Below are 22721 nucleotides of genomic sequence, written 5' to 3'. Positions count from 1 at the left end.
CCTTATGCCAGCGCACGACGCTCCATGGGATCACGAAAACTATGCAGATTGACAATGCAATTAGCCATATCCAGTCTTTTTTCATTGAAACCTCCTGCAGTACAAGCATTTTGCTTAAATCTATGCAACAGGGTAATAGAATATGGCATAGAATAGATGCAAAAAGAACAAGAGCAGAATAATCTACTTCTTGTTCTTTAGTAGGGGTAATTCATGAATTGCCCCTATGATGAGGAATACTGCTATTAAACCGACTCTTCCTCTCGAATAATATTGGCACCTAGTCGAGACAGTTTTTTCTCAACCATTTCATAGCCTCGATCAATGTGATGAATCCCTCGAATACTTGTTTTTCCTTCCGCGGTCAAGGCTGCCAGTATAAGGGCTGCTCCAGCGCGCAAATCCGTCGCAGTCACTGGTGCGGCGTTTAAGCGTTCTATTCCTTGAACAATAGCGCTCCGGCCTTCAATCTTGATATCTGCTCCCATTCGTTTGAGCTCATCGACATGCATAAAGCGATTTTCAAAGACCGTCTCAGTGATTAAACCCGTTCCCCTTGCCCGTGTTAAAAAGGCCATAAAGGGTGCCTGTAAATCTGTAGGAAATCCCGGATGAACCTGAGTTTTGATATCGACGGCGCTGTAAATTCCGTTACCACTTATTCGAATCCCGTCATCTTCTTCCATCATGCGAATTCCTGCTTCTTCCATCTTAGCTATCAATGGCTTTAAATGGTCGGCTATTACATTTTGAACTAAGACATCTCCCCCTGTTGCTGCAGCCAAAAGCAAATAACTCCCTGCCTCAATACGATCTGGAATCACTGTGTGAGTCGTACTATGAAATTCTGGAACCCCTTCAATATAGATTATACTGGTGCCTGCGCCCCGTACCTTACCGCCCATCTCGTTCAGAAAGGTGGCCAAATCAACAATCTCTGGCTCTTGAGCAGCATTCTCTATCAATGTTGTTCCTTGGGCCATGGATGCAGCCATCATTATATTTTCTGTAGCTCCTACGCTTGGATAATCTAGGTAAATTCGAGCTCCTTTTAAACCCTTTGTTGACACATCTAAAAACCCATGATCCATTTTAACCTCAGCACCTAAAGCTTCCAAGCCCTTAAGATGCCAATTAATTGGACGAGACCCAATAGCACATCCCCCAGGATGAGAAATTCGTACGTGGCCTTTTCTAGCTAATAACGGGCCCATAGTGACGATGGACGCTCTCATCTGAGAAACAAGGTCGTAGGGGGCCTCAATACTTTCTATCTCACGGGCATGGATGTTCAGTGTTGAGCCGTTGCGCTCCACCGTTGCTCCCAACGCTGAAATTACCCGATTCATTACATTAACATCTAACAAGTCCGGAGCGTCATCTAACCTTATTGGTTCTTTACATAACAAACTTGCTGCGATAATTGGAAGAACTGCATTTTTTGCACCGCTTACGGTGATTGTCCCCTCAAGTGGTTTACCGCCTGTAACTGTAAGCTTACTCAAATTCTGAAGACACCCCCTATCCTAGCCTATTTATTTTACGACTTGATAATATTCTATTTAGCCTATTACTTTTCCTGCATAATTTCGACTTTTTTCTTATAGTAAACTCTAGAATTGTTTGAGCAAAACGGGAATTGCTAGAACAGATTGCCCCTCCATATTTCTACCACGACTTAATAGTTGGATGTTAATCTTGTCTTGACCGGCCATAACACTTGTTTCTATTGTATCTTGATAAGCCGCAGTAGACATTATATTATCCGAGAGAATATATTGAGTAGGGATGGCATTTATCTGGCTCAGATAAGCTGATATATCTATGGTCTGTGGGACACGCTCATCCAGATAAATTCTGCCGCCTGCACTTTCAATTTGTGGCGCCATAGTAGTATACCATGCAAATAGAATTTGTTCTTCATTTTTATCTATTAGATGTTGCCCCGTCAGTGTAAATGAACCTTTTTCGTTTGGTATCTGAAGTTCTTTATAAGACCATACCCAATCCAATGTGGGCTTACTTGTTAAAATATTAAATGGTATTTCACTATTTTCAAACCATAGAATTATGCTAACATCTGCCTTCTCAGACTCTGCTAATCCTGAGTTCAGTAATAGGGGGACCTCTGGCTTACTTAGATAAATCGTTTTATTTTCTTTGATTGAACTTATCGCATTAGTATAGATTCCAAGGCCAATCATTAGCCCCCAGATGATTGATATTACTATTGCCCTAATATGCCTTGTACGAAAAGCATTTAAGGCTCCGTAACTCGCGAGCATATTGTTTCCTCTCTCTCTTTCTGGTATCAATCTTAGTTTTACCAAATAGTGAGAAAGCTAACATTCTTCATCTCGATTTTTACTTATTTTTTATTATTTTTGCTAAATAAAAACAGAAAAAAGCCCCCAGTTATGAGGGCCTTCATCATCTAACTATGAAGTTAAGCTATATTAGCTTATTTTTTATCTCCTGAAGCACTGATCCGTGCTATAGCTCTTCGCAAAGCATACTCGGCGCGTCGCACATCAATTTCGTTGGTGCGAGCAGCTAATCGTTTCGTAGCACGCTCTTTAGCTTCCATTGCACGTTTAAGATCAATTGCTTCACCAAGTTCTGCAGTATCTGCGAGTACGATAGCCTGATTGTCAACGACTTCAACAAATCCGCCAGCAATCGCAGCATGCTTAGTTGAACCTGAGCGGGTGTAACGTATAACCCCTACATCCAGACCTGCAATTAAGGGTGCGTGGTTTGGTAAAATCCCTAACTCACCCATTCCACCTGGGAGAACAACAAACTCAACATCTTCCTTCAATAAGTTCCCTTCTGGAGAGACTATGCGTAGAGAGAATGTTCCTGCCATGGCTTACGCCCCCATTTTCTTGGCTTTTTCAATGACCTCTTCAATGGGGCCCACCATAAGGAAGGCTGCCTCTGAAATGTCATCATATTTCCCATCCGCAATTTCCTTAAAGCCACGAATTGTGTCTTTCAAAGGCACATACTTTCCAGGTGAACCCGTAAAGTTTTCTGCAACAAAGAATGGTTGTGACAAGAAACGCTGGATCTTACGAGCTCTGGCCACAATGAGTTTTTCTTCTTCGGAGAGCTCATCCATACCCAGAATTGCAATGATATCCTGCAGCTCTTTGTATTTTTGCAGAATTTGTTGAACTTGTCGAGCAACGGCATAATGTTCTTCACCGAGTACTAAAGGTGAAAGAATCCGTGAGGTTGAGTCCAACGGGTCAACAGCGGGATAAATCCCGATTTCAGCAATAGCCCGGGACAGAACTGTTTTAGCATCCAAGTGAGCAAACGCTGTTGCCGGAGCAGGGTCAGTCAGGTCGTCAGCGGGCACGTAAATTGCTTGTACGGATGTAATAGATCCATTACGAGTGGAGGTAATCCGCTCTTGCAATTGACCCATCTCTGTAGCCAGCGTCGGTTGATAACCAACGGCGGAAGGCATCCGACCGAGCAGAGCCGAAACCTCAGATCCAGCTTGCGTGAAGCGGAAGATGTTGTCAATAAAGAGCAACACGTCTTGACCTTGTTCATCACGGAAATACTCAGCCATAGTCAATCCTGTCAGACCGACACGGAGACGAGCTCCTGGTGGTTCGTTCATTTGTCCGAACACCATAGCGGTCTTATCAATAACGCCTGACTCTTTCATTTCGTGATAAAGGTCATTTCCTTCACGAGTCCGCTCTCCAACACCGGCGAATACTGAGATACCACCGTGTTGCTTAGCAATATTGTTAATAAGTTCCATAATCAATACAGTCTTACCAACACCAGCACCGCCGAAGAGTCCGATTTTTCCACCCTTAGAATAGGGTGCTAATAAGTCGATAACTTTAATACCAGTCTCCAAAATCCGGGTAGATGGCTCTTGATCTTCAAAAGCCGGAGCTGGGCGGTGAATCGGATAATTGATATCCGACTTAATGTCCCCAACGCCATCAATTTGTTCTCCTAAAACACTAACCATTCGGCCCAATGTGGCGGGGCCGACAGGAACTGTAATAGGTGCACCAGTATTTATCGCCTCAATGCCCCTTTGCAGACCGTCAGTCGAGGACATTGCAACACAGCGTACTGTGTCATTCCCGAGATGTTGGGCTACTTCTAAGGTGATATTAATCTTCTTCTCGGGAACTATAACCTTGATGGCAGTATATATTTCCGGCAGTTCATCAGGCTCAAACATAACGTCAACTACCGGTCCCAAGACTTGCAAAACCTTGCCGTTCTTCACAGGCGCGAAACCTCCTTATTGGGTATTTCCGGCAGCTTATTCTAAAGCAGCTGCTCCGCCGACAATTTCAGATATTTCCTTAGTAATCGCCGCCTGTCGTGCTCTGTTCATGGCCAGCGACAACCGGTCAATCATGTCCTTGGCATTATCTGTTGCCGAACTCATGGCCGTCATCCTAGCCCCTTGTTCGCTTGCTTTTCCTTCAAGGATTGACCGGAAGATCTGCGTTTCCACATACTTCGGTAACAAGCTTGCCAGGATCTCGTCTGGAGACGGTTCAAAAATATACTGTTTACTTTGTTTGCCTTCAGGCTTTTCGATGGGAAGTAATTTGACTTGTGTAGGTCTCTGAGTAATGGCGCTTACGAACTCGGTATACATGAGATAAACCTCATCCGCTTCACCTTGCTCATAGAGTCGTACTACTTCCTGGGCTATTTCTTTCGCTTGATTATAACTTGGTTCATCTCCAAGCGCTACAAACTCAGCCAAAAACTCTGTTTTACCGCGTCGGAAGAAATCTCGACCTCTGCGGCCAACCGTCACCAACTTAACTTCTTGCGGTGTTTCGGCGATCAAACCAGCGGTCATGCGAATCAGGTTTGCATTATATCCTCCGCAAAGACCACGGTCTGACGTAATTAACACATAAACCACCTTTTGTACAGGCCGCTTTACTAAAAGCGGATGAACTGTATCTCCAGGAGCTTGTGCTAGACGTTCCAGAACCCCTTGTAATTGGTTGGCATATGGACGGGCAGCACCAAGTTTTTGTTGGGCTTTTCTGAGTTTGGCTGCGGAAACCATTTTCATCGCCTTGGTGATCTGCTGCATATTCCGTACACTGCGGATCCGGCGACGAATATCGCGTACTCCTGCCACCTCGTTCACCTACTCCTTTTTAATCTAGGCTACAAACCCCTGCTTAAACTCATTAATAGCTTTCTCAAGATCAGCGATCATTTCGTTGGAAAGCGCCTTCTCTGTGCGAATTTTAGCTAACAGGTCAGCCTTCACGGAGCGCATGAAGCGCAGGTATTCTTGTTCAAATTTCCCGATTTTCTCAACATCAATATCATCAGTAAAACCTTTAACCGCTGCGTAAATAACAACAACTTCTTCCTCAACGGGTAATGTAGCATACTGATTTTGTTTGAGAATTTCCATGGTCCGTTTTCCACGGTTAAGACGCATCTGGGTAACTTTATCCAAGTCAGAGCCAAATTGTGCAAATGCAGCTAATTCACGATAACTGGCGAGGTCCAAACGGAGCTGACCAGCAACCTGTTTCATAGCTTTAACTTGCGCGCTTCCACCTACCCGGGATACGGAAAGACCAACGTTGATTGCTGGCCGGAAACCGGAATAAAAGAGGTCTGATTCTAAAAAGATCTGACCATCAGTAATGGAAATAACGTTCGTAGGAATATAGGCCGACACGTCACCAGCTTGAGTCTCAATAATCGGGAGTGCTGTCATTGACCCTCCGCCAAGTTCATCCGAAAGCTTGGCAGCCCGCTCTAAGAGACGGGAGTGGAGGTAGAAAACGTCTCCAGGGTATGCTTCACGTCCTGGTGGGCGCTTGAGCAACAGTGAAAGCTCACGGTAAGCAACGGCTTGTTTGGAAAGGTCATCATAAATAATTAGGACATGCTTGCCGTTATACATGAATTCTTCACCCATGGCAGCACCGGAATAAGGCGCAATATAGACCATTGGCGCTGATTCGGAAGCTGTAGAAGCTACTACAATCGTGTATTTCATTGCATCGTGCTCTTCTAATTTCTGAACCACGCTGGCAACTGTAGATGCTTTTTGACCAACAGCTACGTAAATACAAATCATGTCTTGACCTTTTTGATTAATGATCGTGTCGATTGCTACAGCGGTTTTACCTGTTTCACGGTCACCAATAATTAACTCACGCTGACCACGACCAATAGGGACCATAGCATCAATCGATTTTAGACCCGTTTGAACCGGCTCATGGACGGATTTCCGAGAAATAACACCTGATGCTGGGGATTCAATCGGACGAAACTTATCTGTCACAATCTCCCCTTTGCCATCAATGGGCTGACCAAGAGCATTAACAACGCGGCCAATCAAAGCCTCACCGACTGGGACCTCCACGATCCGCCCAGTTCTCTTGACCTGATCCCCCTCTTTAATCCCTGTAAAGGGACCAAGAATAACGCAACCGATATTATCTTCTTCAAGGTTCATTGCCATACCGTAGACATTTCCAGGGAACTCCAGAAGCTCTCCAGCCATAGCCTTTTCCAGACCATAAACACGAGCAATTCCGTCTCCAACCTGGATAACTGTCCCAACATCTACGATATCAACAGCAGTATCATATCGTTCGATTTGCTGTTTAATAATGGAACTTATTTCTTCTGGACGCAAGTTCATTCTGTTATTTCACCCCTACTTCCTGAGGTTTATCCGAGTTTTTACGTAAATTCTCACGCATTTTCTCTAAAGAATGGGAGATTGTTCCATCGATTACACGATCTCCGATCTGAATTATGACTCCACCAATGAGTTCAGCACGAACATCCGTAATAACACGAACATCTTTCCCAGTCATTCGTACAATAGCTTTTTTGAGTTCATCAAGTTGGGCTGAACTCAAGGCAATTGCACTTGTTATTTTTGCTTCCACCACTTGACGTGCCTCATCGGCCAACCTTGTAAACTCACGCTGTATGGCTGGTAAGAGATAAGCTCTTCTACGGTCAATTAAAAGATAAAGAAAACGTCTTGTTATATCCCCAAAGTCTTTCCCCATTAACTTGTCCATAATAGACTTTTTATCACTTACGGAGATGTGGGGATGTAACAGGGTGTCTTTAACCTCTCGATTTTCCTCCACCATCTTAGTCAGTTCACGTAGATCGACATCAATTTGATCCAGGCCCGTATCAGAGGCAATCTCAAACAAGGCTTGGGAGTATCTTCGAGCAAGTGATCCATTTATCATTGCATTTCCCCTACCTCTTGAATAAACTGCTCAATGAGTTTCCCTTGACCCTTCATATCAAGTTTTTGACGAATAATTTTTTCTGCTACAGAGACTGAGAGATCTGCCACTTGTGCTTTTACATCAGCTATTGCTCGATCGCGTTCACGTTCAATATCTACAAGGGCAGATTTTTTGATCTTCTCTGATTCTTCATGTGCAGCGGCTAGAATTTCAGCTGAGCGAACTTCGCTTACCTTAGTAGCCTTTGCGATCACTTCTTGGGCTTCCTGGCGAGCTTTACGCATTTCTTCTTGGTATTCGCGTTTAATTTTATCTGCCTGTTGTCGTTCGTTTTCTGCTTGTGTAAGCATGGATTCAATATTAACCCGCCGTTCTTCCATCACTTTCATCAGCGGACCCCACGCATATTTACCAAGCAAATAGACGAGCAGCAAGAAAGATAAGACCGTAGCGACTACCGTATAGTCAAATTGAATAGGATTCCCACCCAATGGTCTACCCCCCTCTCGAGTCTAATTGACGTCGGGATGATTTTTTTCAAGGGAGAACTCTCGTTCCCCCTTGAATTAAGATGGGCTTAACCCTCTGCCCATCATACGAATTACTTTGTAAACATGAGCAGCAGGGCAAGTACCCAGCTAAGGAGTGGCAAAGCCTCGATCAAACCGACACCAATAAACATGGTAGCTTGTAATGTTGCTTTAGCTTCCGGTTGACGACCAATGCCCTCCACCGTTTTACTAATAACATTACCATTACCGATTGATGCCCCAAGAGCTGCCAAGCCAGCAGCAATTCCTGCACCAAGTGCAGCAGCAGCAGACACGTCCATGGGATTTCCTCCTTTCTTGTTTCCAATAATTTCTAAAATATTATTCCCTCAGTGGTGTCGAGCATCACTGAAAACCAGCACAGAGTGAAGTGCTTAATGAGCGTCTGTGGTGACAGCTTGGGATACATACGCTGTCGTCAAAACCACAAAAACGTAAGACTGAATGGCTCCAATGAAAATACTGAATGCAAGCCAAATAGTCGTCGGCAAAATCCCTGGCAGTACCCAAATACCGGGAAGCATTAAGATTACTCCTAGTAAAATTTCACCCGCAAAGATGTTTCCGAATAGACGAAAGGCTAGTGTCATTGGTTTAGCGATTAAATCAATGGCGTGGATGATCACAAACACTGGATTTGGCTCAATAAAATGATGGAAATAATGAGCTCCTTTATGTTTGATACCTAAAAAGACTACCAAAATAATGGTTAACATAGCTAAGGAAAATGTCACGTTGATATCTGCAGTTGGCGACATCATACCTGGAGTAGCAAAAATATGTCCTAATTCGGCAAAATGAACGTCGTGTAATAGATTGAACGTGAAGTTTGGGATAAGGCCAAGCATATTGGAAAAGAAAACAAACATGAATAACGTTACCAAATAGCTCAGCAAGGGACGTCCCTTTTCATAATCCATGTTATCATTGATGATACCACGGACAAAATCTATGATCCACTCTAAAACGTTTTGCATTTTACCAGGTTTCCCGCTTGTTAGATTGCGTACCCCTAGAAAACAGAAGACCATAATAGCAGCCATCGAAATCCAGGTCATGATTAGAGTCTTACCATGAAATGTCATATCTCCCAAATGCCACAATACTGTTTCATGCACTTCTTTTATCACCCCTTTCTCCATAGTTTTTTTGTATTGCCACAATGATAAAGGATATTATCACCCCTGTAACAATCCCTAACGCTAAACTAAACAGCCAACTTGGCTGGAACCGGGCAACTGCCACAACAATGAGAGTAACCATTCCCAAACGATTCATTAGGTTCTTGCGCATTCGTTTGATTGCTGATTGAATATCAAGTTCAGTACTATTCAACACTTCACGATAAAACCACAAAGTATACCCAAACCCTACCCAATACCCCAGCAAACTACCAAAAAAAGCCTGCTCCCCTGTAAAAGCTATCCCTAGCAATATACAAGCGGTTCCACTAAATAATGCGATAAAGCTACTTCTTATCATTGGATGCTCCAAACCTCATTAAAGTCATTATTAAGTAGCTCCCTCCGAGTACCAGCCCAATCAACATCAGACCTATTGTGAAAATTGGCTCTGTTTGCCATCGGGCATCAAGGTTTCTACCTAAGTAGAATCCGCCCCCTACCAATATAGCCAAGGATGTCGATATGGTTGACCCGACAACAAGTGCCTTTTGCCATGATCTTTGTTCACTAGCCATAGTATTCTTTCCTTATGAATTAATTTGTAAACACAGCAAGCTTATAAGCCTGCTACTCAAGCGGCTAGTATGCTACATTTTAACAATTCCAACTTTATTTATTATATTAGCATACTTTGGAAGGACTTTGTGCTTTTTTTTACAGCATTGAAGAATTTTATGTCCACCCTTGATTTTCTTCAATTATCTCGGCTATTCTCTGGGCTGCGCATCCGTCGCCATAAGGATTACTGGCCATTGTCATTTTTTGATAGGCCTTTTGATCTGCAAGTAAGTTTTGCAGCTCGGATAAAACTCCTTCATACTCGGTTCCTACAAGTGAGACTGTACCTGCCGCCACAGCCTCCGGCCGTTCCGTGGTGTCTCGTACTACCAGTACTGGTTTACCTAAGGATGGAGCTTCCTCTTGAATCCCCCCCGAGTCGGTCAGAATTAGATGGGACCGCGCCATTAAATTAACAAAGGGTTCATATTCCAAAGGTTCGATGAGATTAACCCTTGGGTGAGTCCCTAAGACCTCTGTAACCACGTTTCGAACGACGGGATTTTTATGAACCGGAAAGATAATATAGGTATCTGGAAATTTATCAAGTGTACTTTTCAAAGCCTGGTAGATTTGGCGCATTGGTTCCCCTAAGTTTTCCCTGCGATGTGTCGTAACAAGAATCATCCTTGATTTACCTCGTTGTCTAAGAATGTCCTGGATTTCCTTGTCAACAAACTCATACTTAGGATTCACTGTTGCGAGCAAGGCGTCGATTACTGTATTGCCCGTGACGAAAATGCTTTCCGGCGGAATTCCTTCTTGCTCAAGATTATTTTTAGCTGTTTCCGTCGGGGCAAAATGCAAATCTGTCAAAACGCTGGCAAGCTTTCGATTCATTTCCTCGGGGAAGGGAGAATACTTATTACCTGTGCGCAGGCCTGCCTCCACATGCCCTACCGGAATTTGTGCATAAAAAGCAGCGAGTGCAGCCACAAAGGTCGTCGTCGTGTCCCCGTGGACAAGAACTAAGTCCGGGCGTTCACGTTGGAAAACATCATTTAGCCCATGTAATGCTCGTGTCGTTATATCTGTTAATGTTTGTCCCTGCCGCATAAGGTTAAGATCAAAATCCGGAACAATCTTAAACAGGGTTAATACCTGATCCAGCATCTCACGATGCTGAGCCGTTACAATTACTTGACATAGAATGGACCCTCTCTGACGCAGCGCTCGGATTACTGGCGCCATTTTTATAGCTTCTGGACGGGTTCCAAATACAACCATCACTTTTTTTCGCTTAATCACTTTATTACTCCCCTTCGATTAGAAGAAACAGCATCTTAAGACGTGTGGTCACAGATTATCTTCCCCAAATTTTTCCAATTTGAGTCCTGCTTCATTTGCCATATTAATTGCCAGTTGATCAGGATAAGCATAAGCGAAAATTACGCGTTTAATACCGGCATTAATTAATAATTTTGTGCACAACACACAAGGCTGATGAGTGGTATAGAGATCTGCTCCAGTAATAGCCACCCCATGCTTTGCTGCCTGTACCAGAGCATTTTGCTCTGCATGCACAGCACGGCAGATCTCATGGCGTTCCCCTGAAGGAACGCCTAAGCTCTGCCGTAAACAACCAAGTTCATCACAATGTTGTAGTCCTGAGGGACTTCCGTTATAACCTGTACTTAGAATTTGTTTATCCTTTACCATTACCGCTCCAACTTGGCGGCGCAGGCAAGTTGATCGCCCCGCTACTACATGTGCCATCTGCATAAAATAACTATCCCAACTTGGGCGCTTTACTTGACTCGTCATTTTGTGCCAAACAGCCGGTCTCCTGCATCTCCAAGACCCGGTACAATATAGCCATGATCATTCAAGTATTCATCGACTGCTGCGACAAAAATATCCACATCATTATGTACATCTTGTACAGCCTTAACACCCTCTGGAGCTGCAATTAAGCACATTAACTTAATATTTTTCGCACCGCGATCTTTCAAAAATGTAATTGCTGCAGCGGCTGAGCCGCCTGTCGCTAACATAGGATCAATTACAATCAGGTCTCGTTCTGCAATATCGGGGGGTAACTTGCAGTAGTATTCCACAGGCAGAAGGGTTTCCGGATCTCGATATAGTCCGACATGTCCAACTTTTGCAGCTGGAATTAAGCGGAGCATTCCATCAACCATTCCTAATCCAGCGCGGAGGATTGGAACTAATCCAACTTTACGACCTACCAACACCTTGGTTTTTGCTAATGCTACGGGTGTCTTAACTTCAATTTCCTGAAGGGGAAAATCACGGGTTACCTCATAGGCCATTAACATCGAGACTTCCTCGACTAACTCCCTAAATTCCTTGGAACCTGTTTGCTCATCCCGTATCAAAGACAACTTGTGTTGGATTAGAGGATGATCAAGTATTTGAAGCTTTGGCATCTTTTGGCTCTCCTAATCTAAATTTGTATATAAGGGAAACTCAGCGCATAAGGAACTAACAATTTCCCGTGCTTGTGACAGTTTATCAGGTTCATGATGTGAGGTCAAGGCAAGGTCCATAGCCTCAGCTATTCTCTTCATAGCGTCAGGAGTCATACCTCTTGAAGTAACCGCTGGAGTACCTAGACGAATTCCACTAGTCACAAAAGGACTTGCTGTATCAAAAGGAATCGTGTTTTTATTGACCGTAATACCTACTTCATGAAGAATGTTTTCTGCTTCCTTACCGGTTAACTGTTTGGTTCGTACGTCAACAAGCATAACATGATTATCCGTTCCTCCTGAAACAAGGCGAAATCCACGATCTGTTAGCGCTTGGGCCAAAGCTTTTGCATTTTCTACAATATGGGTCTGGTAGGTTTTGAACTCTGGCTGAAGCGCTTCCCCAAAGGCAACAGCCTTAGCTGCGATGACATGCATCAATGGCCCACCCTGAATTCCAGGGAAAATCGCCTTATCAATAGCTTGGGCATACTCAGCCCTACAGAGAATCAATCCGCCGCGAGGTCCTCTCAGAGTTTTATGGGTAGTAGAGGTGACGAAATCAGCATAAGGGACTGGTGATGGATGTAATCCTGCCGCTACGAGCCCAGCAAAGTGTGCCATGTCAACCATCAGCAGAGCTCCCACTTCATCTGCAATTTCACGCATTTTGACAAAATCTATGATTCTTGGATAAGCACTTGCACCAGCAACAATCATCTTCGGATGATGTTCCTTGGCTAACTCCCGAACCTGATCATAATCAATCCTCTCGGTCTTCGAGTCTACTCCGTATGGAATAACATTAAAGTATACTCCAGAAATATTTACCGGACTCCCGTGGGTCAAGTGCCCACCATGGGACAAATTCATGCCAAGGATGGTATCTCCGGGTTTTAAAAACGAGAAATAGACGGCCATATTAGCCTGGGATCCAGAATGGGGCTGGACATTGGCGTGTTCAGCACCGAAAATCTTCTTGACTCGTTCACGAGCAAGGTTTTCAACCTCATCCACAAACTCACATCCGCCATAGTATCGTTTGCCTGGATAACCTTCTGCATACTTGTTCGTCAGCACTGATCCTTGAGCAGCCATCACTGCACGGCTGACGAAATTTTCAGAGGCTATGAGTTCGATGGTATTTGTTTGACGATTTTCTTCTTGCTCGATGGCTTTAGCGACTTCCGGGTCCTGACTTTTTACCCATTGGTTAATATAATCCATTACTGGCTCACTCCAATTTAATATTATTTTGGTGTAGAGGTAATTCATGAATTGCCTCTACTCTGCGTACGCTGCTCTTGGACCGCCGATAAGGCGTGGTCGGGTACGTGCTAAGGTCAAATGCGCTTCACCTAAGTCCTTAACATGTATGCGAATGGGTATTGCCACTGGTCTTAAGTGCATACCGATAAATGTGTCTCCAATATCAATCCCGGCATGTCCTTGGATTTGTTCTACCATAACGGGAGAAGTGAAGGTTTCCCACGCTTTTACCGTCATTGCTCCTCCAGCATGCAGTGCAGGAAGAACTGTTACTTCCTCTAATCCGTAATGATCTAAACAGGCCTCTTCTACCACCAAGGCGCGGTTGATATGTTCACACCCTTGTACTGCTAAGAATAGTCCTAGCCCATGAACACGCTCTAATAAAGGCGGAAGCAATAACTCAGCAACTTCAATGCTGCTACCTTGTCCGATTCGGTGACCAATAACTTCACTTGTGCTGCACCCTAAAACAAGGATTTGTTTTGAGCGTAGTTCAGCCTTAATAAAAAAGGCATCCAGTATATCGTTCCACACTTTAGCCATTTCTTGAAATTTGTCTGCAACATGTTTGTCCATGTGAAAGGTATTCCTCCCCTCCTTGACATGACTAAACAATTTTAAGCTAAATTTCCTCGCCTCGTTCAATGTCACTAATCAAACTTATACGAAGAGCATGTCTACCACCTGTAAATTCGGTTTTTAAAAAAATATCAACAATGTCTAGAGCAAGTCCTACACCAATTACCCGAGCACCCAGTGCTAAGATATTAGCGTTATTATGTTCTCTCGCCATTCGGGCGGAAAAGGTCTCCGAGCAAACTGCAGCTCTAATTCCAGGAATTTTATTTGCGGCCATTGAAATCCCTAATCCAGTTCCACAAACAACAATCCCTAAGTCTGCTTTTTCTTTTATGATCGCACTTCCCACAGCGAACCCATACTTTGGATAATCTACAGAGTCCCTGGAATGGGTTCCGAAATCTTGAACCTCTATCCCCTGTGTTTCCAAGTGCCTGCGAATAGTTTCTTTTAGTTCAAAACCACCGTGATCGGCTCCTAGTGCAACTTTCAATCTTTAACCTCCCTCTTTAGCATCTTGCTTATTTCTACAGATATTGCAAAATCCCTGCAAAAACCAGAATAAAGCGACATATTACGCCGCTAGTGTAAACATTTTTCGCATATCTTATGCTTTTACCTCGGACTATTCACAACTCGAAATAAGCTGTTCTTTTAAGCAATTCAGTAATTCCCTTATTTCCAGCGCAGTATGACGATAAACTTCGAGGGAACCCATGTAAGGATCAATAATATCTCGTTTTTCTTCTCCCCAATTTCCTAAGCATCGAATTTTATGTACATATTGAGGAAATTGACGCTTTAGGCCTTCTTCTTGGAGTTGAGTCATGGGGATAATCCAATCGGCATCCGCCAGCAGCACATCCGTAATTCTCCGGGCACGATGTGAGGAAAGATCCACTCTTTGTTCTTTTAGAATCTCTACTACATGGGGACTAGGATTTTCGCCCTCCCAGGCCGCTATTCCAGCAGAACTCACTTGAGCCAAGTCTCCAAACATTGCCCGTGCCATCCCCTCGGCTAATGGGCTCCGACACGTATTTCCTGTACAAACAAACAAAAGCTTCAGCCCCAAAAAACTCACCTCTTTTTAGACTTAGGCTAGGACGGGCAATACGTTGGTGATATCTGATTAGAAAAGCAGCTTAATTCCAATTAGAACCAGTGCTAATCCTCCTAGTAATTCAGCCTTATCACCTAAACGCGTTCCCATTATACGCCCTAAGATCAAGCCCATTCCTGTCATTAACCCGGCAATTAACCCCATGACCATTACTGTCATAAAAATGTCGGCTCTGATGGTTCCTAAGGAAAACCCGACACTTAGTGCATCTAAGCTTACACTAGCAGCTAAGATATACATACCATAACCATTTAGCGAACTGTTACTGGATAATTTCTTTTTAAAAAGAGCCTCCCTGGCTTCCGAGAATCGGAAAATTTCAGCAGTGGGTCGCAAGGCCTTATAGAGCATTCGACCACCTAGACCAATAAGAATAAAGGCTCCTATGAGACTTGCAAATTGACCCAGAATCGTTCCGAAGGCCTGACCCAGTAACATCCCACCAAGGGGCATAAACACATGGAAAACAGCCACCACCAAAGACAAACGCACCATCATACTTTTCTTGATTCCTGCTAAACCAATTGCTAAAGCCAAGGAGAATGCATCTGCACCCAAAGCAATTGCCACAACCACAACCCATGCTAAATTCATAACCTTTCCCTCCGTTCCCCCTATTATATGCACAGGAAACGGTCGATTAGACGAATTAGTGTTAGATGTGTTGACTTCGCTTGCCAGCTGCCTTCTCTAAGCGGTTCATAACAGCGCTTCCCAAGCCCCCTTCTTCGATTCCTTCAACCAAGATCAAATCCATTCTCCTATCATCACACAGGCGTAACCCTTCAAATAAGTTACTTGCCACCTCTTGTGGTCGATCTTTTGAACCCAGAACAAACAAGAGATCGGGAGTCCAGTTGTGTAAAAACGATGCGCTCTCAAAGGTACAAAGAACACCGACTCGTTTAAGCCGAGCATGTCCTTTCTGAATTTCTTGGCCCATGCGCTGTACGACTCTTTCTCGAAGGCCGCTCACCAGAATTAATTCTCCTTGGGGAGCATAGTGCCTGTATTTCATTCCGGGTGCTCTGGGTATCTGGTTTTCCGAGGGAGCGTCCACACGAACTTCACCCAAGACTTCCTCTAGCTGTTCCTTTGTAATTCCTCCCGGACGAAGGATGGTGGGAACTCCTCCGCTCACATCCAGCACAGTCGATTCTACGCCAACTTCACAGGCTCCTGCATCAAGAATCAGGGGGATCTTACCTTTCATATCCCTCCAGACATGACTGCCTCTTGTTGGACTTGGTTTCCCTGAAAGGTTAGCGCTTGGTGCGGCAATTGGAAATCCGGTTTCTTTGATCAAACCAAGGGCCACTGGGTGACTAGGCATGCGTATTGCTACGTTTTCCAGTCCAGCGGTGACAATATCCGGAACCAGGGCTGTTTTGGGCAGGATTAAGGTTAATGGACCTGGCCAAAAATGTTGAACACAAAGATCCGCTGCCGATGTCCAATCTTTAACCAAACGATTTGCCATAGAGCGGTTACAAACATGGACAATTAGAGGGTTATCTTGAGGCCTTCCCTTTGCTTCAAAAATCTTGGCACATGCGAAAGCATCTAGAGCATTTGCTCCTAACCCATAGACGGTTTCCGTTGGAAAGGCTACCAGTTCCCCCGCTTTCAGCCACTCAGCACCCTCTTTTAAGATTTCAGCTTCCGGTCGGACTCTGTCAATAGAACTTCGTTTTGTCAGCATCATGCTCACCTCGCTAAAATCACCCGATCCCGACCCGCTAAGTCCGGGTAAACGTGTGTTTCAAAACCCTTCAATTGAAAAATATTACTAACGTCTTTACCTTGATCCCAGCCAATCTCCATTAATAGTTTTCCTTGCGGGTTTAATAGCGATCGTGCTTCTTCCGCTAAACGGCGATAAAAATCCAAGCCGTCCGATCCTCCTATAAAAGCCATAGATGGCTCATGGAAAATCTCAGGGGCACACTGACTATAGTCTTCTATAGAGACATAGGGAGGATTCGAAACAATCAAGTCCCAATGTTCTCCTCGAATAGAATCTACAAAATCCCCTTTACGCCACTCTACTTTGACTCCTAATCCTTCGGCATTTTGATGGGCTACTTCTAAAGCACCTGAGGAAAGGTCAGTGCCAACTACCTCGGAAGCAGGATAATAATGCGCGATAGAAATTGCAAGAGCTCCGCTCCCAGTACATAAATCTGCAATCTTGACTAATCGACCCTGTCCTTGTCTATTTTCCCGCTTTATAAGTTCTAGACATTTCTCGACTAAAATTTCGCTATCTGCCCGGGGGATAAGAACCCTCTCATCTACATAGAATGAAAGCCCCATGAATTCCTGCCGCTTTAAGATATACTGAAGCGGCTCGTTCATCGAACGACGAAGAATCGCTTTTCGAAAATCGGCTTCTTCTTGCTCAGATAAATCACGATCCCAGTCAATATAGAGGCGGTCTCTCGCCATCTTAAGCGTCTCTGCTAATAACAAGTCTGCGTCAAAGCGAGGATTTTCAATCCCTTTTTTCAAAAGTTCAGTCTCGCCCCAACGCATTCCATCAAGTATCTTCAACCTACAAAACCCCTTACTCGATGTTCGAAATTCGTGGTTCGTGGTTCGAATCTCATTTTACTGAATCTCTGCTTTTAGTCGTTCCGCTTGGTCAGAGGCATTTAAGGCTTGGATGATCTCCTCTAAGTCTCCCGTCAAAATTGTCTCTAAGCGATGCAGCGTCAAGTTGATACGATGATCTGTCACTCTGCCTTGAGGAAAGTTGAAGGTTCGGATCCGCTCACTCCGGTCCCCTGTTCCAACCTGGCTTCGGCGTTCAGAGGCTTGTTCACCGCTCGCTTCCTCTTGAGCTTTCTCCAAAATACGAGCACGCAAGACGCGCAGAGCCTTCTCTTTATTCTTGAGCTGAGACTTTTCATCCTGGCAAGATGCAATAATCCCAGTAGGCAGATGAGTAATACGTACTGCCGATTGGGTGGTATTCACACACTGTCCACCCGGTCCGCTGGAACAGTAGATATCGATGCGCAGATCATTTGGATTGATCGTTACTTCTACTTCTTCTGCTTCAGGAAGAACGGCAACCGTAGCAGTTGAAGTATGAATTCTGCCTCCAGACTCTGTGGCTGGGATCCGCTGAACGCGATGAACACCACTTTCAAATTTCAATTTGCTATAGGCTCCATGCCCTTCCAAAAGGAAAATTATTTCCTTGTACCCCCCCATATCAGAGTAACTGGCACTTAGAAGCTCGACTTTCCAACCCTGGCCTTCAGCATAACGGGTGTACATCTTATAAAGATCTCCTGCAAATAAAGCAGCTTCATCCCCGCCAGCTCCGGCCCGAATTTCCATGATGACGTTCTTCTCATCCAAAGGATCTTTGGGCAAGAGAAGAATGCGAATTTGTTCTTCTAATTCCTCAGATTGTTTCACTAATTTCTCACGTTCCTGCTCAGCCATCTCCTGCATATCAGAGTCTAGTTTTTCCTTGAGAAGAGTCTCTGTCTCCTCTAATTCACGAATAACTTCCTGATATTCTCTAAACGTTGTGACCAGATTCGTCATGCCCGCCTGAGCTTTGGCGTACTTTTGCCATTCACTCTGATTGGCAAGGATTTCAGGATCACTGAGGAGTTCTGTTAATTCATCATATTTTCGTTCTATCTCATAAAGTTTCTCTAACATTTTTTCACACCTCAAAATTACGTAAGTTTGACCTGAATCCATTATATCGAGGCACGAGGCGCGAGGTTCGAGGTTCGAAAAAAATTATACACAAACTTCGCGCATCGTACATCGAGCCTCGAGCTTCGCTTAAGCATTTACGCAAAAAGCAGAGCTTGCGCTCTGCTTTTCCACCAGCAACGACCGCAGGCCGTTGTTTACATCCCATATTTCTTTTTGAACCGATCAACCCGTCCGCCAGCATCGACAAACCGCTGTACCCCGGTATAGAAGGGATGGCATTTTGAACAAATTTCCACTTTGATGTTCATTCTAGTGCTTCCTGTCGGGATAACTTCTCCGCAAGCACATGTCACAGTGGTTTGTTCATATTTTGGGTGAATTTTTTCTTTCATGTCTTCACCTTCTTTCCCATTTGAATCGAGGCGCTCATTTGTCGCACCTTGAAATACAATTCCAGTCAACTCTTACTATTCTAGCATAAAGACCATTAAACGGTCAAGGATTGCTAACAACCTTTCATGGCATACCTGGGTTTTTTATCAAAACAGTGGCGTGCTTCAATAAACCGAACGGTCCCTGTCTTCCCCCGAGCCACCACAGTATGTGTCAAGGCCCCTTTGGCTGTGAAAGTAACCCCTCGTACCAAGGGACCTTCGGTAATCCCTGTGGCGGCAAAAAAGACATCATCCCCGCTTACTAAGTCGTCCATCGTTAACAGTTTATGAACATCATCAATTCCTAAGGCCTTTGCTCGAGCTATATCCTGCTCGTTTTCTGGCCAAAGACGCCCTTGCATTTCGCCGCCCATACATCGCAGTGCTGCTGCAGCAAGAACCCCTTCAGGTGCTCCACCAATTCCCATCATCATATCTACACCTGAATCTTCAAAAGCGCAAGCCACAGCCGGAGAAACATCTCCGTCAGTAATGAGACGAATCTTCGCTCCACAAGCGCGCACATCTTGGATCAGCTTTTGATGGCGTGGACGATCCATAATCACAACTGTTATATCCTCCATGCTTTTTCCTAACGCTTTTGCCACATTTGAAACATTCTCGAATACGGTCGCATCTAGATTAATTTGCCCGACAGCCGCCGGACCTACGGCAATCTTATCCATATACATATCTGGAGCGTGAAGCAAGCATCCCTTCTTGGCAATTGCTACAACTGCTATGGCCCCTGCCATTCCTTTGGCAACAATGTTTGTTCCTTCGAGAGGATCTACTGCAACGTCCAATTGAGGACTTTCTCCGTTACCAACTCGTTCTCCAATGTAAAGCATCGGAGCTTCATCCATTTCCCCTTCCCCAATGACCACTGTCCCATCCATATGAATGGTATCAAAAACGGCACGCATCGCTTCAACTGCCGCGTTATCTGCTGCTTCTTTATTTCCCATACCTACCCAACGTGCCGAAGCTAAGGCCGCCGCCTCTGTCACTCTAGCGAATTCCATTGTAAGCTCTCTCTCCAATTTCTATTCCTCCTTAAATTGTTAACCAATCCATCAAGCTTATTATTGATCGTCCCGCTAACGTTGAACGCGGCACTTCAAATCATATAGCACATTAAACACCTATCACCTTATTGTGACATGCTTTTGTAGGTTTTTCAACCACAATTAATCTGAACTTTATTAAGCATTAAAATTGACATTAACTTATCCTATTCGGATAGGTTAATGCCAATTATTTTGAATCACTTGATTAACGCTTTTCCCAATCAGCTAAAAACTTTTCGATCCCAGCATCTGTCAGGGGGTGGCGAAAAAGTTGCCTTAAGACTCCAAAGGGAACTGTCGCGAAATCCGCTCCAATCTTTGCTGATTCTGTAACATGAACTGGATTTCGAATACTAGCCGCAATCGTCATGGTTGAAATGTCATGTACTTGAAAAATCTCGCAAATATCAGCCAATAGATTTAGTCCATTTTCGCTGATGTCATCTAATCGACCAAGAAAAGGGCTAACATAAGTAGCACCAGCCCGTGCTGCAAGTAAAGCTTGGTTAGCGGTAAACACGAGGGTAACATTTGTTTTAATTCCTTCACCGCTTAACACTTTTGCGGTTTTGAGGCCATCTTCAGTCATCGGAAGTTTAATTACAATGTTTGGATGAATTGCTGCTAGGATACGGGCTTCCTGCAACATTCCTGTATGATCCAGCGCTATCACTTCTGCACTGATAGGTCCATCAACGATCCCACTCACCACTTTAAGAAGTTCATGAAAGTCCTTTCCTTCTTTAGCGACCAAACTAGGGTTTGTTGTCAGACCTCCAATGACTCCCATATCCCAGGCCTGCCTGATTTCTTCGATATTTGCAGAGTCTAAGAAAAACTGCATTTATCCACCTTCTTCCAAAAGTTTACGCCTTCCCATTGCTTCCAAAAATTCGAATTTTCTCTCGGATAATTTTCGTAGTGGCTTCACGAGCAGGGCCCAACATTTTGCGAGGGTCAATTTCTTTAGAGTTCCCTTCAAGCACAAGACGAGCAGCTAGAGTAAATGCTTCACGGATATTGGTATCAATATTGATTTTACAGATACCCCGTGAAATTGCTTCGCGAAGCGCTTCATCCGGCACGCCTGAAGAACCGTGCAACACAAGGGGAGTTGAAACTCGTTCTCGAATTTGAGTTAGTCGTTCAAAGTCAAGTTTAGGAATCCCTTTGTATTGGCCATGAGCAGTTCCTATAGCAATCGCTAAAGCGTCGACTTGGGTTGCTTGAATAAAGCGCTCTGCTTCTTCAGGATCAGTAAACAGGGCTTCCTGCTCGCTGACGGTTATGTCATCTTCTGTCCCACCGATTTTACCCAGTTCAGCCTCTACAGAAATTCCTAAAGGGCGTACAGCTTCGATGACTTTGTTGGTCAACGCAATATTATCTTCAAGAGAGTGTTTGGATCCATCGATCATCACAGACGAAAAGCCGTGGCGTGCACACTGCATGACCTGTGCAAAACTTGTTCCATGATCCAGATGCAGGGCGATGGGTACACTTGCCTTTTCAGCAGCTAACTTTGTCAAAGTGGTGATGTACTCAATTCCTGCATATTTTATGGCACCTTGGCTGGCCTGAATGATCACTGGCGCATTTTCAGCTTCTGCTGCAGCGACGATTGCCTGAACAATTTCCATATTATTGCAGTTAAAGGCACCAACAGCATAGTGTCCTTTTTGTGCGTTATCTAGTAACTCGATCATCGATACTAACGCCATTTTTTCTCCTCCTCAATTGTTCTTGAGATATGTTGACCCCGCAACGGATTATTGATAAGCCAAGTCTTATTCTCTTCCAAATAAATAGAACTTATTCCTTCAATTTGACGAACATTATCTGAACTATCTGCGTATATAACCCCCACTGCTTCACAGCATTCACAATAAAGCTCGATGCGATCCGGTAATAACTCAAAGGTCAACTCGTGATTCCCACAAGCACAACCTAAATCCCCTTGCCTAGCTAGACGGTGCAGATGATCTAAAACCCAGAGCATTACTTCAGGATTTTCGAACTCTTCCTCATATCCCAACTCTACAGCTAATTCTCCTATGGATTTTTCACGATTACGACAGGCCTGGGTAACTTTTTGCTTTGGTCCAATATATCCAACCGAAGCTCCCACATCAGGGCAAGCAAGGGGTAACGCTTCTTTTCCCCAAATTGCATGGTGGTTTAATCTTAAATAATGGGTTTCCCCACAGTAAGCACAATCGTATGTGATGTTAAACTGCCGACGGTTCCTGCTTGTGACCGATAGAAGTTGACGGCCACAACCACAATGCAGATTTTTGCGTCCTTGTCGAGAAAATGCAAAGAGAGAGAGGGCATGAAATTCTAGCTCCCCACACTGGGAACACTGTATGGCAATAGTCGTATTTGTCGTTAGAATCATAATTCCCACCTCTTCCTACAGCTATACTTCGTCATGCAAGAAGATTTTCCTGCCTTTCACTAAAGAAAACTCGGCCTGTCAGGCCATCAGATGGCATGGATGGCCGAGTATCACCGGAGCCCACGCGAAAACACTGTTTTCGCACGGATTACTCTTCTTGAAGACACTGTCTTCGCA

29 protein-coding genes are annotated in these 22721 nt (G+C 44.3%); 1 reads left to right on the top strand and 28 read right to left on the bottom strand.

Going from position 1 to position 22721, the window contains the following annotated elements; all coding sequences use genetic code 11:
* A partial coding sequence (locus tag HGJ98_RS16245; RefSeq protein WP_291352682.1) for a hypothetical protein occupies nucleotides 1-182 on the top strand: 182 nt, incomplete at its 5' end.
* 63 nt (nucleotides 183-245) lie between these two features.
* Here the strand turns inward: HGJ98_RS16245 and murA are convergent.
* From murA to HGJ98_RS16105, 28 genes are all read right to left on the bottom strand, one after another.
* Nucleotides 246-1505 (bottom strand): UDP-N-acetylglucosamine 1-carboxyvinyltransferase, encoded by a 1260-nt coding sequence (gene murA / locus HGJ98_RS16240; RefSeq protein WP_291352680.1) that lies wholly within the window; start codon nucleotides 1503-1505, stop codon nucleotides 246-248.
* A 108-nt stretch (nucleotides 1506-1613) separates the two neighbouring features.
* Complete coding sequence (locus HGJ98_RS16235) at nucleotides 1614-2285, bottom strand: hypothetical protein (protein ID WP_291352678.1); 672 nt, start codon at nucleotides 2283-2285, stop codon at nucleotides 1614-1616.
* A gap of 176 nt (nucleotides 2286-2461) precedes the next feature.
* Nucleotides 2462-2869: a F0F1 ATP synthase subunit epsilon gene (locus HGJ98_RS16230; protein WP_291352676.1), complete on the bottom strand. Its 408-nt coding sequence runs from the start codon at nucleotides 2867-2869 to the stop codon at nucleotides 2462-2464.
* A 3-nt stretch (nucleotides 2870-2872) separates the two neighbouring features.
* The gene (atpD, locus tag HGJ98_RS16225; protein WP_291352674.1) at nucleotides 2873-4270 is read right to left on the bottom strand and encodes a F0F1 ATP synthase subunit beta; all 1398 of its coding nucleotides are present in this window, start codon (nucleotides 4268-4270) and stop codon (nucleotides 2873-2875) included.
* Between the two features lie 36 nt (nucleotides 4271-4306).
* Nucleotides 4307-5152 carry an ATP synthase F1 subunit gamma gene (atpG, locus tag HGJ98_RS16220; RefSeq protein ID WP_291352694.1) on the bottom strand — a complete coding sequence of 282 codons (846 nt, stop codon included), beginning with the start codon at nucleotides 5150-5152 and terminating at the stop codon, nucleotides 4307-4309.
* Between the two features lie 24 nt (nucleotides 5153-5176).
* The gene (gene atpA / locus HGJ98_RS16215) at nucleotides 5177-6685 is read right to left on the bottom strand and encodes a F0F1 ATP synthase subunit alpha (RefSeq protein ID WP_291352672.1); all 1509 of its coding nucleotides are present in this window, start codon (nucleotides 6683-6685) and stop codon (nucleotides 5177-5179) included.
* 4 nt (nucleotides 6686-6689) lie between these two features.
* On the bottom strand, nucleotides 6690-7256 hold the full coding sequence (gene atpH / locus HGJ98_RS16210; protein ID WP_291352670.1) for an ATP synthase F1 subunit delta: 567 nt from the start codon (nucleotides 7254-7256) through the stop codon (nucleotides 6690-6692).
* On the bottom strand, nucleotides 7253-7750 hold the full coding sequence (atpF, locus tag HGJ98_RS16205; RefSeq protein ID WP_291352668.1) for a F0F1 ATP synthase subunit B: 498 nt from the start codon (nucleotides 7748-7750) through the stop codon (nucleotides 7253-7255). Before atpF ends, atpH begins: the two co-directional genes overlap by 4 nt.
* A gap of 110 nt (nucleotides 7751-7860) precedes the next feature.
* Nucleotides 7861-8091, bottom strand: coding sequence for a F0F1 ATP synthase subunit C (gene atpE / locus HGJ98_RS16200; RefSeq protein ID WP_007787575.1), 231 nt, complete (start codon nucleotides 8089-8091; stop codon nucleotides 7861-7863).
* Nucleotides 8092-8184: 93 nt separating this feature from the next.
* Nucleotides 8185-8928, bottom strand: a complete 744-nt coding sequence (gene atpB, locus HGJ98_RS16195; protein ID WP_291352665.1) for a F0F1 ATP synthase subunit A — start codon at nucleotides 8926-8928, stop codon at nucleotides 8185-8187.
* A complete protein-coding gene (locus HGJ98_RS16190) occupies nucleotides 8921-9292 on the bottom strand; it encodes a hypothetical protein (protein WP_291352663.1) in 372 nt (123 codons plus the stop codon). Before HGJ98_RS16190 ends, atpB begins: the two co-directional genes overlap by 8 nt.
* Complete coding sequence (locus tag HGJ98_RS16185; RefSeq protein WP_291352661.1) at nucleotides 9279-9509, bottom strand: AtpZ/AtpI family protein; 231 nt, start codon at nucleotides 9507-9509, stop codon at nucleotides 9279-9281. The genes HGJ98_RS16190 and HGJ98_RS16185 overlap by 14 nt, the downstream gene beginning before the upstream one ends.
* 157 nt (nucleotides 9510-9666) lie before the next feature.
* Nucleotides 9667-10800, bottom strand: a complete 1134-nt coding sequence (wecB, locus tag HGJ98_RS16180; protein ID WP_291352659.1) for a non-hydrolyzing UDP-N-acetylglucosamine 2-epimerase — start codon at nucleotides 10798-10800, stop codon at nucleotides 9667-9669.
* Between the two features lie 48 nt (nucleotides 10801-10848).
* The gene (locus tag HGJ98_RS16175) at nucleotides 10849-11316 is read right to left on the bottom strand and encodes a cytidine/deoxycytidylate deaminase family protein (protein WP_291352657.1); all 468 of its coding nucleotides are present in this window, start codon (nucleotides 11314-11316) and stop codon (nucleotides 10849-10851) included.
* Nucleotides 11313-11942 (bottom strand): uracil phosphoribosyltransferase, encoded by a 630-nt coding sequence (gene upp / locus HGJ98_RS16170; protein WP_291352655.1) that lies wholly within the window; start codon nucleotides 11940-11942, stop codon nucleotides 11313-11315. Before upp ends, HGJ98_RS16175 begins: the two co-directional genes overlap by 4 nt.
* A gap of 12 nt (nucleotides 11943-11954) precedes the next feature.
* Nucleotides 11955-13211, bottom strand: a complete 1257-nt coding sequence (glyA, locus tag HGJ98_RS16165) for a serine hydroxymethyltransferase (protein ID WP_291352654.1) — start codon at nucleotides 13209-13211, stop codon at nucleotides 11955-11957.
* Between the two features lie 57 nt (nucleotides 13212-13268).
* Nucleotides 13269-13832, bottom strand: a complete 564-nt coding sequence (locus HGJ98_RS16160; RefSeq protein ID WP_291352653.1) for a TIGR01440 family protein — start codon at nucleotides 13830-13832, stop codon at nucleotides 13269-13271.
* Nucleotides 13833-13878: 46 nt separating this feature from the next.
* Nucleotides 13879-14328 (bottom strand): ribose 5-phosphate isomerase B, encoded by a 450-nt coding sequence (gene rpiB, locus HGJ98_RS16155; protein WP_291352651.1) that lies wholly within the window; start codon nucleotides 14326-14328, stop codon nucleotides 13879-13881.
* A 132-nt stretch (nucleotides 14329-14460) separates the two neighbouring features.
* Entirely contained in the window at nucleotides 14461-14910 is a 450-nt protein-coding gene (locus HGJ98_RS16150; protein WP_291352649.1) for a low molecular weight protein arginine phosphatase, read from the bottom strand.
* 57 nt (nucleotides 14911-14967) lie between these two features.
* A complete protein-coding gene (locus HGJ98_RS16145; protein ID WP_291352647.1) occupies nucleotides 14968-15552 on the bottom strand; it encodes a manganese efflux pump MntP family protein in 585 nt (194 codons plus the stop codon).
* A 61-nt stretch (nucleotides 15553-15613) separates the two neighbouring features.
* Entirely contained in the window at nucleotides 15614-16660 is a 1047-nt protein-coding gene (locus tag HGJ98_RS16140; RefSeq protein ID WP_291352645.1) for an L-threonylcarbamoyladenylate synthase, read from the bottom strand.
* Nucleotides 16661-16665: 5 nt separating this feature from the next.
* Nucleotides 16666-17511, bottom strand: a complete 846-nt coding sequence (gene prmC, locus HGJ98_RS16135) for a peptide chain release factor N(5)-glutamine methyltransferase (protein WP_291352643.1) — start codon at nucleotides 17509-17511, stop codon at nucleotides 16666-16668.
* A 57-nt stretch (nucleotides 17512-17568) separates the two neighbouring features.
* Entirely contained in the window at nucleotides 17569-18639 is a 1071-nt protein-coding gene (gene prfA / locus HGJ98_RS16130; RefSeq protein WP_291352641.1) for a peptide chain release factor 1, read from the bottom strand.
* Nucleotides 18640-18836: 197 nt separating this feature from the next.
* On the bottom strand, nucleotides 18837-19034 hold the full coding sequence (gene rpmE / locus HGJ98_RS16125) for a 50S ribosomal protein L31 (RefSeq protein ID WP_073027488.1): 198 nt from the start codon (nucleotides 19032-19034) through the stop codon (nucleotides 18837-18839).
* Between the two features lie 113 nt (nucleotides 19035-19147).
* The gene (gene glpX, locus HGJ98_RS16120; RefSeq protein ID WP_291352639.1) at nucleotides 19148-20119 is read right to left on the bottom strand and encodes a class II fructose-bisphosphatase; all 972 of its coding nucleotides are present in this window, start codon (nucleotides 20117-20119) and stop codon (nucleotides 19148-19150) included.
* 232 nt (nucleotides 20120-20351) lie between these two features.
* Nucleotides 20352-20990 (bottom strand): fructose-6-phosphate aldolase, encoded by a 639-nt coding sequence (fsa, locus tag HGJ98_RS16115; protein ID WP_291352637.1) that lies wholly within the window; start codon nucleotides 20988-20990, stop codon nucleotides 20352-20354.
* 22 nt (nucleotides 20991-21012) lie between these two features.
* On the bottom strand, nucleotides 21013-21867 hold the full coding sequence (locus tag HGJ98_RS16110) for a class II fructose-1,6-bisphosphate aldolase (RefSeq protein WP_291352635.1): 855 nt from the start codon (nucleotides 21865-21867) through the stop codon (nucleotides 21013-21015).
* The gene (locus HGJ98_RS16105; RefSeq protein WP_291352633.1) at nucleotides 21858-22544 is read right to left on the bottom strand and encodes a hypothetical protein; all 687 of its coding nucleotides are present in this window, start codon (nucleotides 22542-22544) and stop codon (nucleotides 21858-21860) included. The genes HGJ98_RS16110 and HGJ98_RS16105 overlap by 10 nt, the downstream gene beginning before the upstream one ends.
* Between the last annotated feature and the right edge of the window lie 177 nt (nucleotides 22545-22721).

This window comes from Desulfosporosinus sp. (assembly GCF_014237355.1).
Classification (GTDB): Bacteria; Bacillota; Desulfitobacteriia; order Desulfitobacteriales; family Desulfitobacteriaceae; genus Desulfosporosinus.
The sequence above is the reverse complement of the archived record's forward strand: the minus strand, read 5'-3'. Positions and strand labels throughout refer to the sequence as shown.

Bases quoted from the DNA above. Each gene is read 5' to 3' on its own strand.
- HGJ98_RS16140 (WP_291352645.1), bottom strand. From the start codon at position 16,660: ATGCTGACAAAACGAAGTTCTATTGACAGAGTCCGACCGGAAGCTGAA.
- glyA (WP_291352654.1), bottom strand. From the start codon at position 13,211: ATGGATTATATTAACCAATGGGTAAAAAGTCAGGACCCGGAAGTCGCT.
- HGJ98_RS16145 (WP_291352647.1), bottom strand. From the start codon at position 15,552: ATGAATTTAGCATGGGTTGTGGTTGTGGCAATTGCTTTGGGTGCAGAT.
- prfA (WP_291352641.1), bottom strand. From the start codon at position 18,639: ATGTTAGAGAAACTTTATGAGATAGAACGAAAATATGATGAATTAACA.
- HGJ98_RS16110 (WP_291352635.1), bottom strand. From the start codon at position 21,867: ATGGCGTTAGTATCGATGATCGAGTTACTAGATAACGCACAAAAAGGA.
- fsa (WP_291352637.1), bottom strand. From the start codon at position 20,990: ATGCAGTTTTTCTTAGACTCTGCAAATATCGAAGAAATCAGGCAGGCC.
- atpH (WP_291352670.1), bottom strand. From the start codon at position 7,256: ATGATAAATGGATCACTTGCTCGAAGATACTCCCAAGCCTTGTTTGAG.
- HGJ98_RS16235 (WP_291352678.1), bottom strand. From the start codon at position 2,285: ATGCTCGCGAGTTACGGAGCCTTAAATGCTTTTCGTACAAGGCATATT.
- atpE (WP_007787575.1), bottom strand. From the start codon at position 8,091: ATGGACGTGTCTGCTGCTGCTGCACTTGGTGCAGGAATTGCTGCTGGC.
- upp (WP_291352655.1), bottom strand. From the start codon at position 11,942: ATGCCAAAGCTTCAAATACTTGATCATCCTCTAATCCAACACAAGTTG.
- atpA (WP_291352672.1), bottom strand. From the start codon at position 6,685: ATGAACTTGCGTCCAGAAGAAATAAGTTCCATTATTAAACAGCAAATC.
- HGJ98_RS16185 (WP_291352661.1), bottom strand. From the start codon at position 9,509: ATGGCTAGTGAACAAAGATCATGGCAAAAGGCACTTGTTGTCGGGTCA.
- rpmE (WP_073027488.1), bottom strand. From the start codon at position 19,034: ATGAAAGAAAAAATTCACCCAAAATATGAACAAACCACTGTGACATGT.
- HGJ98_RS16105 (WP_291352633.1), bottom strand. From the start codon at position 22,544: ATGATTCTAACGACAAATACGACTATTGCCATACAGTGTTCCCAGTGT.
- HGJ98_RS16190 (WP_291352663.1), bottom strand. From the start codon at position 9,292: ATGATAAGAAGTAGCTTTATCGCATTATTTAGTGGAACCGCTTGTATA.
- HGJ98_RS16175 (WP_291352657.1), bottom strand. From the start codon at position 11,316: ATGACGAGTCAAGTAAAGCGCCCAAGTTGGGATAGTTATTTTATGCAG.
- HGJ98_RS16160 (WP_291352653.1), bottom strand. From the start codon at position 13,832: ATGGACAAACATGTTGCAGACAAATTTCAAGAAATGGCTAAAGTGTGG.
- HGJ98_RS16230 (WP_291352676.1), bottom strand. From the start codon at position 2,869: ATGGCAGGAACATTCTCTCTACGCATAGTCTCTCCAGAAGGGAACTTA.